The following is an 18,629-nucleotide window of genomic DNA, read 5'->3' as shown; positions in this document are numbered from 1 at the left end:
GCATCAAAATGGCGTCTGCAGCTTGGCCCTGATGGAGCCGCTGGTCTGGTCGTCGGAGAACGAACCCTCGTAGCCCAGACCCAGGCGCATGCCGCTGCGGCGCAGCAGGTCGATGTCCAGGCCGTAGAGGATGCGGTTGCGGTCGAGCGGACTGGCGTCGAGGCTGTAGACGGCGCCGTCCAGCCAGTCCGCATAGCGGATCAGCTGCGAGCCGGAGCCTTGCAGATCGTAGCTGTACTCGATCCGGAAGCTCGGCTGCGCCTGCCCCAGGCGGGTCTTGACGGCATAGTCGCCCCGCAGGCCGAAGGCGCCCGTGAGCGTGCGGGCCGCCTGCCGGTCATAGGCCAGGGCGTAGGCCCCGCCGCCCTCCTCCGTAAACGATCCCAGCACCGACCGGGTGACCTCCATCCGGCCGTAGGGCGTCAGGCGGACGCCCCGCGGGTAGCGGAAGTCCCAGCCCGCCGTCACAGCGCCGAACCACTGGTCGCCGTCACGCCGCCCGTAGGCGAAGTCGCCGCTGGCGGTAACGTACCGACGGGAGTCGAAGTCCAGCTTGCCGTAGCCCAGGACGACGTCGAGATAGGCCTGCCGCGCCGGCTGCCAGCTGCCGTACAGGCTGGCGCTCCAGGCGTCGGCCTCGCTACGGGTGCCGTTGTCGCCGATGCGGCTCGCATCCGTCGCCCAGCCCACGGCTCCGCCCAGCACGAGCGTCTCGCCCAGCCGTTCGTCGACGCCGATGGTCAGGCCGTCGGTGCTGAACTTGAAGCCCTTGCGGTCACGACGAGCGTCGGCCTGGCCGAACGTGGCCGCGCCCGACACCCAGACCCCGAAGCGGCCCGGGCCGCGTTCAGCGCCCTCGCAGCCCGGCGCGCAGGCGCCGGAGCCGACGCCGTCGTCCAGACCCGGGGCCTCGCTGGCCTCGCTCGCCAGGGCGCCCATGAGGCCGCCTAGTCCTTCCTGCTTGCGACGCGGCTCCCAGGGATCACTGATCGCGCCACCGCCGGACAGGCTGAAGCCGCTCGAAAAGCCGCCGCCGCCCCGACCGTCGTGAAGCTGCTCCATGCGCCGGTTGACGTTGGAGATCTGCGCCGTCGCGAAGCGGCGCGCGGCCTCGCCCTGCGCCGAGATCAGGCCAGTGACTTCCGGGTCCTGCGTCGGGTCGGGACGCGCCTCAACCGTGATCGTCACCGTGCCTGGAGCCGAGGTCGCGAAGGCGTTGCTGAGCGTGTAGCTGACCACCGCCACGCCGGTGAAGGCGTTGTCCGGCTTGAAACTGAGGTCGTAGAGCTGCTTGCCGTCCGAACCGGTGCGGCCCGCGATCGTGGCGGCGCCCGCGTTCGAGGGCGAGATCGACGCCACCGCCGCGCCGGTGAACGGCGAGCCGAAGGCGCCCTCGGTCAGTTCCACCACCGCCGTCTGGCCGGCTAGGATGGTCGCCGTCTTGTCCGGTCCGGGACGCACCGCGGCATTGACCGTGATCGTCACCGTCGCCGGCGCCGACAGGCCGCCGGGGTTGCTGACCGCATAGGTGAAGCTGTCTGAACCCGAATAGGTCCCGTCGGCCGTGTAGGTGATCCGCAGGCCGTCGATCGTGGTTGCGCCATGGGCCGGGGCCGTGACGATCTGGGCCGCGATCAGGTCCAGCCCGGCCGCGCCTTGCGAGGCGTCGATGACCACGCTCTGGCCGCCAATGACGACCACCGTCCTGGACTGCACCACAGCGACGGGCGTGCCCACCTCAAGGGTGTAGGCGGCCGAGCGGTTGAAGCCGTAGGCGTCGGTGGCCGTGACCGTGAAGCTGTTGCTTCCGGACGTGGTCGGGGTTCCCGAAAGCGCGCCGTCCGACGCCAGGGCCAGGCCGTCCGGCAGGGCGCCCGCCGTGACCGCGTAGGCATAGGGCGCCACGCCGCCGGAGGCGGTGATCGCCTGGCTGTAGGCCGTCGTCCGCAGACCGCCCGGCAGGGCGCCGGCGGCGGGCGTCAGGGTGATGGTCGGCGCGACGATCTCCAGCGTGTAGGCGGCGCTGGCGCTGACGAACGGTCCCGGCGCCGGGCTGGCGTCGGTCGCGGCCACCGTGAAGCTGAACGAACCGACCTGCGTCGGCGTCCCCGAAAGTACACCGGCCGACGACAGGGTCAGGCCCGGAGGCAGCGAACCGCCGGCCAGGGCGAAGCTATGGCTCCCCTGCCCTCCCATAGCGGTGAAGGCGCGGCTGTAGGCGACGCCGCCCACGCCGTCGGGCAGAGCGCCGGACGCGGGGCCGGTGATGGCGATCACCGGGTCGCTCACGGTCATGCTGTAGGCGCGCGAGCCGGTGAAGCCGTGACTGTCGGTCGCGGTGACCGTGAAACTGAAGGTCCCCGCGGCCCCCGCGACGCCCGACAGGACGCCGGCGGGCGACAAGGTCAGGCCCATGGGCGTTCCGCCCGCCGTGACGGCGTAGCTGTAAGGCGACGCTCCGCCCGAAGCCGTGACGGCCCGACTGTAGGCGACCGCCGAGACGCCGTCCGGCAGGCTCGCAGGCCCCACCATCAGGATCGGAGCGGCCAGAACCAGGGTGTAGTCGCGGGTCCCCGTCGCGCCGTAGGCGTCGGTCGCCTCGATCGTGAAGGCGAAGGCGCCCGCCTCGGTCGGCTCGCCCGAGAGCACGCCGTTCGCGGCCAGGGTCAGGCCGGCCGGCAAGGTTCCGCCGGTGCGGGTGAAGCTGTAGGGCGCCGTTCCCAGCGAAGCTGTCACCGCGCCGCTGTAGGTCGTCAGGGCCTGGCCGGTGGCCGGCAGGTCGCCCAGCGCCAGGGTGGGCGGCGTCACCGTGATCGTCACCGTCGCCGGCGCGGAGTCCCCGCCCAGGTTCCTGGCGACGTAGCTGAGGCTGTCGGTCCCGGAATAGCCGGCCGTGGGGGTATAGAGGATGCTGAAACCGCTGACGCTCGCCGTTCCGTGGGCGGGTCCGGCGGTGATCGCGACGCTGTCGGCCGGAACGCCGCTCAGGCTCAGGGCAACGGTGCTCGCGCCGCTGTTGGCCGCGACGGTCTTGGCCACATCACCTGCGGTCGGCGGGAGCGGAACGCCCACCACCAGGCTGTAGGCCGTGTCGATGGTGAACGGTCCGTCGCCGGTCGAGCTGTCGGTCGCGCGGACGGCGAAGCTGAAGGTCCCCACCTGGGTCGGCGCGCCCGAGAGAACACCGCCGCTGGAGAGGCTGAGGCCGTCCGGCAAGGCGCCGGTCGACAAGGCGAAGGCGTAGCCCGCGGTTCCGCCGGCAGCCGTGATCGCCTGGCTGTAGGCGGCGTACTGGGTCGCCTGCGGCAGCGCGCCCGCGCCGGGGCTCATGGTCAGGGTCGGCGCGCCGACCACCAGGACGTAGGACTGGACGCCGGAATAGGTCCCGCCCGTCGTGGAGTCGGTGGCTCGGATCGTGATCGGGAACGAGCCGCCTTCCGTCGGCGCGCCCGAAATGACGCCGTCGGTCGCGAGGCTTATGCCCCGGGGCAGCGTCCCGCCGTCCAGCGAGAAACTGTAGTTCGCCGTGCCGCCACTGGCCGTCAGGCCGTGGCTGTAGCCAGCGCCGATGATCGCCGCCGGCAGGGTCGTCGACAGCGTGATCGTCGGGGCGGCCACCGTCAGGCTGTAGCTGGCCTGGCCGGTGTAGCCGTTGCCGTCCTGGGCGGTGACGATGAAGTTGAACGTGCCGGTCTGGTTTGGCGCTCCGGAAAGAGCGCCGTCGCCGGACAGCGTCATTCCAGGCGGCGGCGCGCCAGTGGTGGCCGAATAGCTGATCGGCGCGTAGCCGCCCGTGCTGGTGATGGTCTGGCCGTAGCTTACGCCGGCCGTGGCGCCGGGCAGCGCGCCCGCCGCCGGAGACAGGGTGATGGTCGGCGCGGCGATGGTCAGGCTCGCCGAGGCTGAGCCGGTATAGGCCGCGCCCGTCGAACTGTCGGTCAGGGTGACGACCACCGTTGCGTTGGTCGCCGTCGTCGGCGCGCCCGAGATCACCCCGGCGCTGCTCATGGTCAGGCCCGCCGGAAGCCCGGTCGCCGAGAAATTGGAGTAAGGCGCCTTGCCGCCGGTGACGGTCACGGCCGCGCTGCCGCTGTTGTAGGCTTGGCCGGCCACACCCGCGGCCTGCGGCAGCGTCACCGTCAGCACGGGATCGCCAACCGGAACCGTCACCGTCTCCCAGGACGAGTTGCCACGGGCGTTGGCGACGATGAACTGGAAGCTGTCATTGCCGCGGAACCCGACCGGCGGCGTATAGCTGACCATGCCGGCCGTATCGATGCTCGCCGATCCCCCTTGCGTGGTGGTGATCGACGACCTCCCCTGATTGGCGCCGTTGTTCAGGTAGAAGCCGTTGATGACGCCGCCCGCGTGGGCCGCCACGTCGATGCTCGTCGCCGGCGCCGACCCGCTATTGTAGGCCAAGGCCGAGGCGGTGAACGAGGTCGCCGTCGGTAGATCCGGATAGACGGTGACCAGGCTCGCCGAGGCGCTGGACGTATAGGGACCCGTCCCCGTGGAGCTGTCGGTGATGGTGAAGACCACCGTCCAGTTTCCGTCCTCGGTGACCCGCCCGGAAAGCACCTGGCTGGCGGCGTCGAAGCTCAGGGCGCGGGAATAGCCCGTCACGGCGGTGACGGCATAGGGCGCCTTGCCGCCGGAGATGGTCACCGGCGCGCCGGACGTGTTGTAGGCGACGCCGATCTGGCCCGTGGTCTCGGGCAGGGTCACGGTGAAGACCGGATTGGCGACCGGCACGGTGACCGTGGCCGAGCTGGAGGTTCCGCCCGGGTTGCTGGCCGTGAAGGTGAAGCTGTCATTGCCGCGGAAGCCAGCGGGCGGCGTGTAGGAAACCAGGCCCGCATTGTCGATGCTGACAGAGCCGCCGTTGGCCGTGGTGGAGGACCCCACCGCATAGCCGGTCGGGCTGTTGGTGGCGTAGGCGGCGAGGCTGAACGTCGCCGCCGCGGCCGAGCCAGTATTGTAGGCGACCGCCGACGCGGTCGCGTTCGACGCCACCGGTGCCGGCGGCAGGTAGGTGTAGCCGCCAGTCACGGTGACGCTTCCGTAGTTCGTGGTGTAGACCACGTCCACGGTCCCGGCCACATGGGCCGGCGCGGTCACGAGGGCTGTAAGGCCGTCGATAGGGGCCACGTTGATGACCCCCGACTGGCCGCCGAAGGTCACGCCAGAATAGCTACGCAGATCCGTTCCCGTGAGGAAGACTTGAGTCCCCCCGGCCGTGGATCCGGTGTTCGGCGATATATTTGAAATCGTAGGCGCCGGCGGCACATAACTGAAGCCGCCGCTCCTGGTGGCGGTTCCGCCGGACGTGGTGACGACGACGTCCACGAGCCCTTCGGCATGGCTCGGCGTGGTCACGGTGATCGCCGTTGCGGTGGGCGTGCCGACGATCGTCGCCGGCGCGCCGCCGAAAGTCACGCTCGTGGCGCCGGCCAGACCGGTCCCGCTGATGGTGACGGAGGTTCCTCCGGTCCTGGCCCCAATGTTCGGCGAGATCGTCGAAATCGTCGGAACCGGAACAAGCTCGGCTGTCAGCTGAAACTGGCTGAACGTCGCCACGGGAATGGCGCCGCTGTAGCGGCGGTCGGAAACATAGGCCCCCAGATAGAGCGTGCCGCCGCCGGCGGCCGACAGGCGGTTCATCTCGGCGACCGCCGTAGAGGACAGGCTGACGGCGCCGCTGCCGGTGGTGGTGATGCCCAAGCTGCCGACCGAGGTTCCCGCTCGGACCTGGTCCAGGCCCGCGGCGCTGACCGGGGGCGCACCGGACAGCAGCACGATGCTGACAGTGGCTATCTGGTTATTGTTCGTATAGTTGTAGTTCACGCTGGCGGAAGAATAGACCTTGCCAGCCGGTATCGTGATGGCGCTGTAGAACACGCCGAATTTCGTATAGGTGTAGTAGTATATCTCCAGGGCGCTCGGGTCGCTGTAGTAGCCCTGATCGGAATAGGCGACGGTTTCGCTGGTCGCCGAAAACGTCTCCGTCCGGGCCTGGGCTGGCGAGCCGATCGCCACGGCGCCGACGACGAGCGCCAGAGCCATCATCAGCTGCAGGATCAAAGCTCGCGCCCGGCGTCCCGCGCCGACGACCGGAGCCAGAACGGCCCGCAGCCCGTCGATGATCTGAAGATCACCTCCGCGCGCGACATCCGTCGCGCATTCCCGACAAGCCATACCCTAGTCCCCCGACGCCAACGCTGCATCACGATGCGCGGCGGTTCCCCCCGTGCGCAGGACTGCTTAGTCTCGTCTCCGGGTTGCGCTGCAAGACGCGCTCGGCCCAAGCTGTGCAGTTTGAGACGCCTGGTCGAAAAAACGGGGGTCAGACCGCGCTAAAGGGGCCTGGGGCCGATAGTCCGGCCACGAGGAGATTCGACGCATGACGAACGGCGTCCAGGAGGATCGTCTGCCGCATCTGGCGGCCTGCATCGGCGCCGACTACGCCGACAGCTTCGCCGCCTGCCGCGAACTGCTGGCGACGATGTTCGAACTGGAAGCGCCCTCGCCCGAGGTGCGCGCAAGCTACGTCATGGACTTTGCCCTCTACGACTACGGCCCGATCAAGCTGGGCATGTCGCAGGCCCCGGCCTCGATCATGATCCGCACGCCCCAGCTCATCGCCCGGACTGGCGTTGATCACTTCCATGTCCAGTTCTACCGGACCCAGGGCTTCATCCTGACGCTGGACGGCGCCGAGCAGGAGGTCAGGCCGGGCGACATCTGCATGCTCGACCTGTCCCGCCCGTCCGCCTTGCGCACCGACGGGATCGACAACCTGTCGGTCATCGTCTCCCGCGACCTGCTCCTGCCCCTGCTGGCGGACGCGGGCGATGTTCACGGGCTGATCCTGCGCCGCGACAGCGAGACCGGCGTCGCCGTCCGCGAACATCTGGAAGAGATGTGGCGGCAGGGCTCAAACCTGACCGTCGCGCAGGGACTGGAGTGGAGCCGCGCCACGGCGGCCCTGCTGGCCGGCGTCGTACGGGCCAACAGCCAGAGCCGCGCGGCGACCCGCGCCGAGATGCGCAAGAGCCAGTTCCGGGCCATCTGCCGGCGCATCGACCGGGATATCGGCGACCCCGGCCTCGGCCCGGCCGCCCTGGCCGCCCAGTTCTTCGTGACGCGCCCGACCCTCTACCGCATGTTCGAACCGCACAGCGGCATCGGAAAATACATCCTCGGGCGCCGGCTGACCGGCGTGTTCCGCGACCTGTCGGACCCGTCCCAGGCGCGCGAGCGGATCGCCACGGTGCTGAACCGCTGGGGGTTCGAAAGCCATACGGCCGCCGGACGCGCCTTTCGCGCCGCCTACGGCGTCACGCCGTCAAGATGCCGGTCCCAGGCGCTGGACCTCCACAGAACCGGCAGTCTGGCCGGCGAGGCGGCCTTCGACATCCCGCCCGAGATGCCGGCGAACATCAGGGCGTTCCAGAGCGCCGCCGGGTCGAGCGCCTGAATATCGCTTTCGTTCAAGCCGGGAGGCGCTGATCATGGCTCTGTCGACACGGCTTCAAGGCGCAAGGAGAATGCGATGAAAATCGTCAGGACAGGATCGGCCGCATGGAGCGGCGGCATCAAGGACGGCAAGGGCTCGATCTCGACCGAGAGCGGCGCCCTGCAGGACTACCCCTATGGCTTCGCCAGCCGGTTCGAGGGCCAGCCCGGCTCCAACCCCGAGGAACTGATCGCCGCCGCCCATTCGGCCTGCTTCACCATGGCCCTGTCCCTGGTGCTGGGCGAGGCTGGGCTGCGGGCCGACCAGCTGGACACCTCGGCCAAAGTCACGCTGGAGCAGGTCGACGGCGGCTACGCGATCACCGCCTCGCACCTGACCTTGAAGGCCAGGATCCCCGGCGCCGATCAGGAGACCTTCGAGAAGCTGGCGGCCGGCGCCAAGGCCAACTGCCCGGTCTCTAAGCTTCTGAAGGCCGAGATCACCCTGGACGCGGCGCTGGTCGACTAGACCCGCCGGCCGCGCCCAGGCCCAGCGCGATGAGGGACTCTTCGTGAGCCGATACAGCTTCCTGGACCTCGCCAGCTCGGCGAGCGTGAGATCCGCACAGGCCGAGATGGGCGTCGACCATCTCTGGACGCCTGGGCAGGTCGATCGACAGTTCGAGGCGTTCACCGCCAACGAAGAGGCCTTCATCGCCGAGCGCGACAGCTTCTACATGGCCAGCGTGTCGGAAACCGGCTGGCCCTACGTGCAGCACCGCGGCGGGCCGCCCGGCTTCCTGAAGGTCATAGACGAGACCACGCTGGCGTTCGCCGACTACCGCGGCAATCGCCAGTACATCAGCGTCGGCAATCTGGACGCCGACGACCGCGTGGCCCTGATCTTGGTCGACTATCCCCGGCGCGCCAGATTGAAGATCCTGGCCCACGCCGAGCGCCTGGCGCTCGACGCCGATCCGGCGCTGCTGGCGCGCGTGTCCGACCCCGGCTACCGCGCCAAGCCGGAGCGCATTTTCCGGCTGCGGCTGGCGGCGTTCGACTGGAACTGCCCCCAGCACATCGTCCCGCGCTTCACCGAGGCCGAGATTTCCCGCGCGATCCAGCCGCTTCGCGAGCAGCTGGAGGCGCTGGAGGCCGAGAACCGCGCCCTGCGCGAGCGCCTGGAGCGGGCCGAGCGCTAGGCGCGCGCAGCAAATCCACCGGCGGGACGGCGGGCCGCCCTTCGCCGTAGAAGCCAAAGATGGCTTGTCGCTCTGGGCGGCGCGGCGCCTTCAAACGCCCATCCAGCAGATTCTGGTTGGGAAACCCCGCTTGGGATTCGTCATACCCATGAGGCGCGACTGCGATGCGATCGCGGGCGCGCCCCGAAGCTCCCCACGCTCCGGAAGGCCCCATGAACGCCCACGTCTCGATCCACGACCCGTCCCGCGCCAAGCGGCTGAAGGCTCGGACCCACACCACCCACGAGCAGCTCGACAGCCGGATCATGTCGCTGGAGCCGTTCCGCGACCGCGTCCGCTACGGCCGCTTTCTGAGAGCCCAGTGGGGTTTCCACCACGAGATCGACGCCCTCTACGCCCATCCCGAACTGGCAGCCCTGGTCCCCGACCTGCCGGAACGCCGGCGGCTGGAGCTTATCGCCCAGGACATCCGCGACCTGGGCCAGCCGGCGCCGAGGGCCGACGGCCCGCCGGTATTCGGCGCGGGACCGGTCGATGTCGCCGAGGCCTTCGGCTGGCTCTATGTGGCGGAGGGCTCCAACCTCGGCGCGGCCTTCCTGCTGAAGGCCGCGGCGCCCCTCGGCCTGGACGAGACCTTCGGCGCCCGCCACCTCGCCCCGCATCCGGGCGGCCGAGGTCGCCACTGGCGCGGCTTCGTCGCGGCCCTCGACGGCCTGGTCTTCGGCGACGTAGAGGAGACCCGCGCGGTCGATGGAGCGGCGGCGGCCTTCCGCCGCGTGCGGGGACTGGTCGATGACGCCTTCGCCTGATCCCCTCCCCGCGCGTCCGCGCCTGGTCCGCTGGATCTGGCTGGTCTTGGGCCTCACCTGCGTCGCGCTCGGCTTCATCGGCGCCTTCGTGCCGCTGATGCCGACGACGGTGTTCCTGATCATGGCCGCCGCCTGCTTCGCCCGCTCGTCGCCGAGGCTCGAGGCATGGTTGCTCGATCATCCGCGCTTTGGCCCGACGCTGCGAGCCTGGCGGCGCGACCGGGCCATCCCGCCGGCCGCCAAGCTCATGGCTTGCGGCGGCATGGCGCTGGGCATGGCGATCTTCTGGTGGGCGGCCCACCCGAAGCCGCCGCTGCTGCTGGTGGTGGCGGCGATCGTCGGCCTGTGTGCGGCCTATGTGGTCTCACGCCCGTCGCGGGGCGCGCCAGAATGAGGCCGATCGAACTGCTTGACGGCGAGACGCCCCTGCCCTGGCCGGCCCCGACCACAGTCGCCCCGATCTCGTCCGCCGCCTCGCCCCGGCGCGGTTCTCGTGCGGCCGCTGGCCTGACGGTGTCGGTCGGCCTGCACGCCGCCCTGGCCGGCGCCCTGCTGTTCGGCGGCTTTCATCCTGACTTCGTCGCGCCGCCCCCAGTCGCGCCGATGGTGGTCGAACTGGAGACGACCTCGCCCCCGGCCCCGCCGCGCGAGGTTCCTCCCGGTCCCGAACAGGTCGAACGCCAGACCTCGCGGCCCACGCCGCCGGATCCGCCGCCGGTCAAGCCCGCGCCAAACGCGCCCGATCCGGTGTTCTTCACCCCGCCGCGCCCGAACGCCCCGACCGACCCAGGCCCGGCCGCGCCCGAGACGACCGCGCCGCCGGTGCAGGCCGCCCCGATCGCGCCTCGCGCCGCCAGCAACGCCGTCGCCACCTGGGAGGGCCAGGTCCTGGCGGCGCTAGAGAAGAAGCGGCGCTATCCGCCCGCCGCCCAGCTGCGCCGCCAGCAGGGCGTGGCCCATGTCCGCTTCCGCATGGAGCGCGGCGGCAAGGTGCTGTGGGCGCGCCTGGAGCGCTCTTCGGGGTTCGTCGAACTCGATCGCGCCGCCGTGGAAGCGCCCAAGCGGGCCCAGCCCCTGCCCCCGATCCCGAACGACCGTCCCGATCAGCTGGAGCTGGTCGTGCCCGTGGAATTCTTCATCGGCGCGCCGTGATGGGCTGCGCCCCGTGACGGCGTGCGCCTAGGCCGTGACTGATCGAAATATTGAGAATGATTCTCAACTGATCTAACTAGACCGCCTTCACTGATTCCCCCCGGTCATGCCCTCCCTCGCCCAATCCCTTACGGCGCTGCTCGTGTCGGAGCATGCGGCCCTGCTGCGACGCACGACGCGCATCGTCGGCAGCGTGCCGGCCGCCGAGGATGTGCTGCAGCGCCTGTGGCTGAAGGTGCAGCAGATCGAGGACGTCGCCGTTCGCAACCCTCGCGCCTACCTTTTCAGGCTGGCCTCGAACCTGGCCATCGACCATCGGCGCGCCGAGGCGGCCCGCCAGCGGATCCAGGCCAAGGCGGAGACCTATCTGTGGGGACCAACCGCCTCGGCCTCGGCCGAAGCCAGCGTCATCGACCGTCAGGCGCTCGCCCGGGTGCTCGAGGCGCTGGAGGCGCTGCCCGACCCTGGCAGGACAATGTTCCGGCTCAATCGTTTCGAGGACCGCCGCATCGTCGACATCGCCGCCCTCTACGGCGTTTCGACCACCACCGTGGAAAACCACCTTCGCCGCGTGCTGGCCCGCCTGCGGGTCGCGCGCGAAAGCGGATGAGAAAACATCGTCGCCGGCTTGGGACGACGCCGACCGCAAACGTCTAAGACGAGAGTGCACTTCTGGAACGAGAACCATCCATGGCCGGCGGCGCGACGCCTCCCTCCGACGCGATCGAGCAGTCCGAATACTGGATCGTGCGCCTCGCGTCCGGCTCGATGACGGCCGACGAGATGACGAGCTTCGAGGCCTGGCTGGCCGCCGACGCCGAGAACCGGGCCGCCTTCGAGAACACGCGGGCCCTTTGGCGCAGTCTGGAAGATCGCGGCGGCCGGGTGGTGGCGCTGCGCCGCCGCCGGCCGCTGGTCCGTTCGCCCGCCGCCTGGGGCGGCGCCGTCGCGGCCTGCCTGGCCCTGGCGGTCGCCGCGCCTCAGGTCGGCCAACGGCTCCTGGCCACCGACGCCACCTCGGCAGGCGAGGTGCGCAGCCTGGTGCTGCCGGATGGCACCCACGCAGTGCTGGACACCGGCAGCGCCATCGCCGTGCGCTACGACGACGGCGAAAGACGCGTCGATCTGCTGCGAGGACGCGTCTGGGTCGAGGTAAAGCACGATGACGCCCGCCCCTTCAGGGTCGCGACCGCCGACGGGATCGTCGAGGACATCGGCACCGCCTTCGAAGTGGCGCGCGACGGGCGGGCCGCCCAGGTTTCCGTGACCGACGGCTCCGTCCGGGTGGAGACCGGGCACGGCGACCGCAAACTGGTGCTTCAGCGCCGGCAACGCGCGCGCTTCGGCGCGGACGCCGGCCTCCAGCGGTTGGACGACGCCGACGAGGAGGTCATCGCGGCCTGGCGACGCGGCTATATCGTCGTTGAGGACGCGACTTTGGCCGATGCGGTCCGGTCCGTGGCCCGATACCGCTCGGCTCCGGTGCTGGTGCAGCCGGGTCAGGCGGCCAGGACGCCGGTCAGCGGCATCTTCCTGACCCAGGCGCCGGACGACGCCCTGAAGGTGCTGGCCGACATGGCCGGCCTGCGCCTGATCCGCCTGCCCGGCGGCGCGGTCGTGCTGGCCAAATAAATCTCACCCTGCCGTTGGGTGAAGCGACGCGGCGAACGTCAAGGTTTTGAAATGCGAATGCGGAGTAGTCGCATAACGATCGCCCTACCGCCTGGAGCCTCCATGCCCTCTCGTACCTCGTCCCGTCCGCTGCGGGCCTGCCTGCTCGCCACGGCCGCGATCCTGATCGCCCTCCCCGCCGGCGCGGCCTTCGCCCAGTCGCCGACGGCCCAGCGCGCGGGGACGATCGACTTCGACATCGCCGCCCAGCCCCTGCGGCGTGGCCTGCAAAGGTTCGCCGAGCAATCGCGCATCCAGGTCGGCTACGCCAAGGGCGTGCGCGCCGATGCGCGCGGCTCGGCGGTCAAGGGCGCCCATACCCCCGCCCAGGCGCTCAGCCAACTGCTGGCCGGCACGGGCCTCGACTATCGCTTCACCTCACCCACCACCGTCATCATCGACAAGGCCCCCGACGCGGCGGGCGCCGTGCAGCTGGGCGCCCTGCGGGTGGAAGGCGCGAGCGGATCGACCGGCGACGGCGAGGCCAGCGGCGCGCAGGGCCTTGGCGAGGCAGGCGACGGCGCGGCGAGCGACGCGGTCCTGGAGGCAGCGACCTATCGCGGCGCGGGGACCTCGGCCTACCTGTCGCAGGACAAGATCGAACGGTTTCGGGGCTCGTCCACGGGCGACTTCCTGAGCGGCGTGCCGGGCGTGCTCAACGCCGAGAACCGCAACTCTGGCGCCCTCGACGTCAACATCCGCGGCATGCAGGGCCAGGGCCGCGTGCCGGTGGTGATCGACGGCGCGATGCAGGAATCGACCGTCTATCGGGGCTATGCCGGCATGGCGGGCCGGACCTATCTGGATCCGGCCCTGATCGGCGGCGTCACGATCGAAAAAGGACCCACGGCGGCGGCCGACGGCACGGGCGCGACCGGCGGCCTGCTGCGCGCACGCACCCTCAACGCTGGCGACATCGTCGCGCCGGGCGGATCGTGGGGCCTGGTGGTGCGCGGCGGCCTCAGTGGCAACAACGGCACGCCCCCGACCAAGGTCACCGTCGGCGGTTCCGAGCCGGCCGTCCGCAAGTTCGATCGCCCCGACACCCTTGCGTTCAACGGCCGCAACGCCTCGATCGCCGGCGCCTACCGCGCCGACCGGTTCGACCTCGTGGCCGCCTACGCCACACGCAAGAACGGCAACTACTATTCGGGCTCGCAAGGCATCTCGCCCGACGCCTGGAAGGGCGGCGCCAACCGGTTCGGCTATGAGGAGCAGGTCATCAACTCCTCGCAGGACAACACATCCTATCTGCTGCGCGGGGTGTTCCGGCCGACCACCGCCCACACCATCGACCTGTCGTACATGCGCTACGAGACCAAGTTTGGCGAGATGAAGCCCTCGCAGCTAATGTACGGCGACACGCCCTACCAGACGAACTCGGACGTGAAGGTAGACACCTACACCGCCCGCTATCGCTACAAGCCCGAGGGCGCCCTCGTCGATTTCCGCGCCGACCTCTGGGCCTCGCGCGTCGACAGCTTCGTCATCGATCCGGTGCGCTTCAACTTCGGCGGCGGCGACATCTACAATTCCGACAAGTTCGCCGCGACGCTGTCCAACCGCCACGGCCTTACCGTGTCGAACACTTCGCGGTTCTCGGGAACCGCCGGCGCCCTGGCCCTCGCCTATGGCGCGGCCTACGACCACGAGGACTTCGGCAAGTCCAAGGACTGGGACGAACTGAACGCCCGCTATCCGGGGGCTGCCTGGGACACCACGCTCGACGGCTGGCGCCGGCAATACAGCGCCTTCGTGAGCGGCGAGTACAAGCCGGCCCCCTGGGCGACCTTCAGCGCCGCGGCCCGCTACGTCGAAACCGTCGTCCAGGACCACAAGACCGGGACCAGCTGGGTGCAGGGCGGCCTGCAGAACCGCGACAAGGCCTCGGGCGTGGCGCCGATCATCTCTGTCGTCGTCGAGCCGATCCCCGGCCTGCAGACCTACGCCCGCTACGCCGAGGCGTTCCGCTCGCCCAGCCCGTTCGAGGGCGCCGAAGGCTTCTCCGGCTCGACCAATCCCTACAGCAGCCTGCGCCCCGAGCACGCCCACAACACCGAGGTCGGCGTGAACTATCAGCGGCTGGGCCTGTTCACCGGCGACGACTTGCTGCAGGTGAAGGCCGGCTGGTTCCGCAACGACGTCACCGATTACATCACCCTGGGCAGCGAGACCCTCACCGCCCCGAACGGCAACTACACCGACATTCTGGTGCGCACGAACATCCCGCGCGTCACGACCCAGGGGCTCGAGCTGTCGGCGCGCTACGACATGGGCCTGGCCTATGTCGAGCTGGCCGGAACCGAGTACACCGAGGTCACCAGCTGCTATCGCCAGACGCCGACCCAGAACGTGCGCTGCTACGACGGCATGCCCCAGACCAGCCAGTCCTGGTTCGTCAACCACGTGCCTCCCAAGCGCACGATGTCGGCGACGGTCGGGACCCGCCTGATGGACGAGAACCTTCAGCTGGGCGCGCGCTACGTGAAGGTCGAGCGCCAGCCGGCCTACGAGACCGTCGACCTGTTCGGCAGCTACCGCTTCAGCGACAAGGCGACCTTCACCCTCACCGTCGACAACGTGTTCGACCGCTACTACGTCGACGCCCTGACCCTGGGCGAAGGCGCCGGCATCCTGCCCGCGCCGGGGCGCACGGTGCGCGTCGGCCTGGTCAGCCGGTTCGGCGACGGCCAACGGCCCGCTCCCTCTTCGGCGCTCGACCGGGTGCGGGGCTACGCCGCCGGCGCGCTGGTCCAGTCGCCCTTGCAAGACTTCGACGGCGACTGGAGCGGCTTCTACGCCGGCGCCGACTGGGGCTGGAAGTTCATGCGGGCCAAGGGCGAGACCCGCAACGCCAACGGCGCGACCAGCGCCGCAGCCGCGTCGGAACGCACCGACCGCCAGGTCGAGACGCCCCTGGCCGGGCTGCACTTCGGCTACAACCGCCAGCTTCCGTCGGGCCTGGTGGTCGGCGTCGAGGTCGAGGGCGAGCTGGCCCGGGGCCGCGGCAAGAAGGGCTTCGTCTCCAAGGAACTCGACACTGGCCGCTATGACCGCAACGAGATCCTCCAGGCGGAATACGCCTATCGCTACGACGGCGGGGCCTCGGCGCGCCTGCGCGTCGGCCAGGCGGTGGGCCGGGCGCTGTATTACGGCACGGGCGGCCTGACCGTGACCCGCGAGGAACAGACCCGGACCCAGTTCCGCTCGACCTCGGCCAGCGCCGCCTATCCGTTCGGCTTCACCACCCGCCCCTACTTCACCGAGACGGCGGACAAGACCCGCGCCGGCCTGGTGCTCGGCGGCGGCGCGGAGCTGGCTTTCAGCAACCGCGTCTCGCTGCGCGGCGAATACCTCTACGGCTACTATCCGGAGACGAGCTTCCGCTTCGACCGCGCCAGCCAGAACGTCAATCGCAGCTACACCAGCGGCGGGGTGACGACGCCGGGCGGCGTCGATGTCGCGGTGGGTCGTGACGCCAGGAACCGGCTGGAGACCCACAGCCTGCGCATCGGGCTGAACTACAGCTTCTGATCACATGACCACCAGGAGGCAGGCTTGAGCGTGCCTCCTGGTCGGCCGCTCTACGCCCTGCGGAGTAAGGGATCGTAGCCCTCGGCGGCTCTGGCGTAGTGCGTCGTAGTCTAGCGTAGGCTTGGCGCCCTCTATTGGGCATGCGTGAGAACTACTTCTACGATATTCCCGCCGTTCGTACGCCACGGCGCGATAAGGGCAAGAAACGGCCGAAGCCTTAAGGGCATGGGGGTTTTGGATCGAAATCGCCCTCCTCCGACGCCCCTTCCTCTCACGTTTTCGCCGTTTGAGAAGAATAATCTCGGACACCTGTTCGCGCCCTACGTTTCGTTCCAAATGTACAAAATGGGACAGGCATAGGACACCCATCGCGTCGAAATCAGCCTCCTCACCATGCGGGACACAGCGGACGGCTTCAGGAGATTGCGTCCTCCCCCGACTTGGAGAACCCTCCCTTCCATCGTCTGACGCCTTGTTTCTGGAAGTCGTCACATGGCCGGAAGTTCGCAAGCCTCCACGCCCCCTGCCCCGCGCGTGGCGCTCTATCTCAGGGTCTCCACGGACCGGCAGGCCGAGAGCGACCTATCCATCCCGGACCAGCGGCGGCAGATGACGGTCTATGCCCTGGCAAAGGGCTGGACGGTGACGGACGAATTCGTCGAGTTGGGCGTCACCGCGACCGATGAGAAGCGACCGGCCTTCCAGGCCATGATCGAGGCCGGCCTGACCAAGCCGCCGCCATTCGACAAGATCCTGGTCCACTCGTTCTCGCGGTTCTTTCGCGACCAGTTCCAGTTCGAATTCTACGTCCGTAAGCTGGACCGCAACCACGTCCGACTAATCTCGATCACCCAAGAGCTGGGCGATGATCCGATGAGCCTGATGATGCGGCAGATCATGGCGCTCTTCGACGAATACCAGTCGCGGGAGAACGCCAAACACACCTTGCGGGCCATGAAGGAGAACGCCCGACAGGGCTTCTGGAACGGCTCACGTCCGCCCTTCGGCTACCGCATCGTCGACGCCGGCAGACGCGGCGAAAAGATGAAGCGAAGGCTCGAAATCGACCCCGAACAGGCCGAGGCCGTCCGCCTGATCTTCCGCCTGGCCCTGCGAGGCGACGGGTCTCTCGGACCGATGGGCGTCAAAGCCATCGCCGCCTATCTCAACGACCGCGGCGTCGCCACCCGTGACGGCGGTCGCTGGGGCAACGGAAACATCCACCACATCCTGACCTGCCCGACCTACATGGGCGAACACCACTTCAACGTCCGCAGCTTCAAGACAGGCGAACGCAAGGCTCCAGACGAACATGCGATCGGCGTGGTGCCGCCGATCATAGAGCGGGCGACGTTCGAAGAGCTGCAATCGCTTCTGAAGCGACGGCATCCCAAGTCCAGGGCGGACAGGATCGTCTCGGGATCGGTCCTCCTCAGCGGCGTCGCATACTGCGGCCTCTGCGGAGGCCCAATGCATCTCGCCTCGGGCAAGGACGGCCGGTATCGCTATTACGCCTGCCTCTCGCGCGCGTTAGATGGGCCGGCAAGCTGCGGGCAGGTCCGCGTCCGGATGGAAGTCGTCGACGCCGCAGTCATCACTTTTCTCGAGACGCAACTGCTTTGTCCGCCCTTGCTGACCGAGCTCATGGCCGACCTGGTCGATCACACCGACCAAGGCGCCAAGCAACATCGCCGACGAGAGCTCGACCTGCGCAAGCGCATGGAAAACGCCGAACTCCGCCTCGCCCGCCTCTATGCCGCCGTTGAGGCTGGCGTCCTCGATGCCGACGATCCTCAGCTCAAGGACCGGATCGCAGATCTCAAACATCGCCGTGACAAGGCGCGACATCAAACCCTCCAAGACCCCGCGTTGCCCGTCCCGATGACGCCGAGATCCCTGGAAGCGGTAGCGCTGGTGGTTCGCCAGGCCTTACGCGCCGACGATAGCGGCTTTCGCCGTGAGTTGGTGATGGTCAAGACGCCCTCGCCGTCCATGGCGTCGCGCGCATTTACCGCCAGATTGATCAGCGCGGTCTCGAACTCGTTGGGGTCGGCAGGGTGGCGTGGATCCCGGACTTCAGCACCAGCCCCCAGAGCGCCGCGCCGAGCAGCAGATAGGGCCAGAGCTTCAACACCTTCAGCCGGTTCAGAGCGATGAGAACCGTCAGCACGCCGCCCGCGCCAGCCAGGGCCGGCAGGTTCAGCTGGGCTGTATAGAACAAGGCGATGATCACGATCGCCGCCAGGTCGTCCATGATGGCGATGGCGGTCAGAAACACCTTCAGCGACGCAGGAACCTTCGATCCCAGCAAGGCCAGAACACCCAGTGCGAAGGCGATGTCGGTGGCTGAAGGAATGGCCCAGCCGGCGACGGTTTCCGGACGCCTGGCGTTAAAGACGAGATAGATCAGCGCCGGAATCAGCACCCCGCCTAAGGCCGCCGCGCCAGGCAACAGCACGTCAGCGCGACGCGAGAGTTGGCCCTCAAGGACCTCGCGCTTGATCTCAAGTCCGACCAACAGGAAGAACAAGGCCATCAGCCCATCGTTGATCCAGTGCTGCACGCCCATCGGTCCAACCGCCGCATGCAGGATATGAAAATAGGTCTCGGCGAGCGGCGAATTGGCGACGACCAGGGCCAGGGCCAGGGCCGCCGCGACCATCAACACATGGCCGCCAGAAGCTTCGTCGTGAATGAATGTCTTGAAGGCGTGTTTCGCCTTGCGAGTGAGCGTGCCGATCATGCGCTGTCTCTTTTTGGAGGGCGGCGCGATCCCAGGCGTGGAGAAGCTCACGATCAGGCC

Annotated in this window: 11 protein-coding genes and 1 pseudogene; 10 read left to right on the top strand and 2 right to left on the bottom strand. The window is 69.0% G+C overall.

Annotated elements, in window-relative coordinates:
• Positions 1 to 3 precede the first annotated feature (3 nt).
• Positions 4 to 6,084, bottom strand: coding sequence for a putative Ig domain-containing protein (locus tag AC2YHT_RS13680; protein ID WP_487290343.1), 6,081 nt, complete (start codon positions 6,082 to 6,084; stop codon positions 4 to 6).
• 319 nt (positions 6,085 to 6,403) lie between these two features.
• Between AC2YHT_RS13680 and AC2YHT_RS13675 the strand changes: the two genes are divergently transcribed.
• The 10 genes from AC2YHT_RS13675 to AC2YHT_RS13630 all read left to right on the top strand — a co-directional run bounded on the left by AC2YHT_RS13675 (position 6,404) and on the right by AC2YHT_RS13630 (position 17,983).
• Positions 6,404 to 7,480 carry an AraC-like ligand-binding domain-containing protein gene (locus tag AC2YHT_RS13675; RefSeq protein WP_487290342.1) on the top strand — a complete coding sequence of 359 codons (1,077 nt, stop codon included), beginning with the start codon at positions 6,404 to 6,406 and terminating at the stop codon, positions 7,478 to 7,480.
• Positions 7,481 to 7,555: 75 nt separating this feature from the next.
• Positions 7,556 to 7,987: an OsmC family protein gene (locus AC2YHT_RS13670; protein ID WP_487290341.1), complete on the top strand. Its 432-nt coding sequence runs from the start codon at positions 7,556 to 7,558 to the stop codon at positions 7,985 to 7,987.
• A gap of 43 nt (positions 7,988 to 8,030) precedes the next feature.
• Positions 8,031 to 8,660: a pyridoxamine 5'-phosphate oxidase family protein gene (locus AC2YHT_RS13665; protein ID WP_487290340.1), complete on the top strand. Its 630-nt coding sequence runs from the start codon at positions 8,031 to 8,033 to the stop codon at positions 8,658 to 8,660.
• Positions 8,661 to 8,872: 212 nt separating this feature from the next.
• On the top strand, positions 8,873 to 9,469 hold the full coding sequence (locus AC2YHT_RS13660; RefSeq protein WP_487290339.1) for a biliverdin-producing heme oxygenase: 597 nt from the start codon (positions 8,873 to 8,875) through the stop codon (positions 9,467 to 9,469).
• Positions 9,453 to 9,863, top strand: a complete 411-nt coding sequence (locus tag AC2YHT_RS13655) for a YbaN family protein (RefSeq protein WP_487290338.1) — start codon at positions 9,453 to 9,455, stop codon at positions 9,861 to 9,863. The genes AC2YHT_RS13660 and AC2YHT_RS13655 overlap by 17 nt, the downstream gene beginning before the upstream one ends.
• The gene (locus AC2YHT_RS13650) at positions 9,860 to 10,621 is read left to right on the top strand and encodes an energy transducer TonB family protein (RefSeq protein ID WP_487290337.1); all 762 of its coding nucleotides are present in this window, start codon (positions 9,860 to 9,862) and stop codon (positions 10,619 to 10,621) included. The genes AC2YHT_RS13655 and AC2YHT_RS13650 overlap by 4 nt, the downstream gene beginning before the upstream one ends.
• Before the next feature lie 106 nt (positions 10,622 to 10,727).
• Positions 10,728 to 11,231: an RNA polymerase sigma factor gene (locus AC2YHT_RS13645; RefSeq protein ID WP_487290336.1), complete on the top strand. Its 504-nt coding sequence runs from the start codon at positions 10,728 to 10,730 to the stop codon at positions 11,229 to 11,231.
• Positions 11,232 to 11,311: 80 nt separating this feature from the next.
• Positions 11,312 to 12,253, top strand: coding sequence for a FecR family protein (locus AC2YHT_RS13640; protein WP_487290335.1), 942 nt, complete (start codon positions 11,312 to 11,314; stop codon positions 12,251 to 12,253).
• A gap of 102 nt (positions 12,254 to 12,355) precedes the next feature.
• Complete coding sequence (locus AC2YHT_RS13635; RefSeq protein ID WP_487290334.1) at positions 12,356 to 15,826, top strand: TonB-dependent receptor domain-containing protein; 3,471 nt, start codon at positions 12,356 to 12,358, stop codon at positions 15,824 to 15,826.
• Between the two features lie 492 nt (positions 15,827 to 16,318).
• On the top strand, positions 16,319 to 17,983 hold the full coding sequence (locus AC2YHT_RS13630; RefSeq protein ID WP_487290333.1) for a recombinase family protein: 1,665 nt from the start codon (positions 16,319 to 16,321) through the stop codon (positions 17,981 to 17,983).
• Here AC2YHT_RS13630 and nhaA read toward each other — a convergent pair.
• Positions 17,880 to 18,569: pseudogene (gene nhaA / locus AC2YHT_RS13625) on the bottom strand (Na+/H+ antiporter NhaA); the annotation flags it as partial. The gene AC2YHT_RS13630 and the pseudogene nhaA overlap by 104 nt on opposite strands.
• Positions 18,570 to 18,629 lie beyond the last annotated feature (60 nt).

The organism is Caulobacter sp. SRI_008, assembly GCF_057586355.1.
This window is presented reverse-complemented; position numbering and strand designations above follow the sequence as displayed.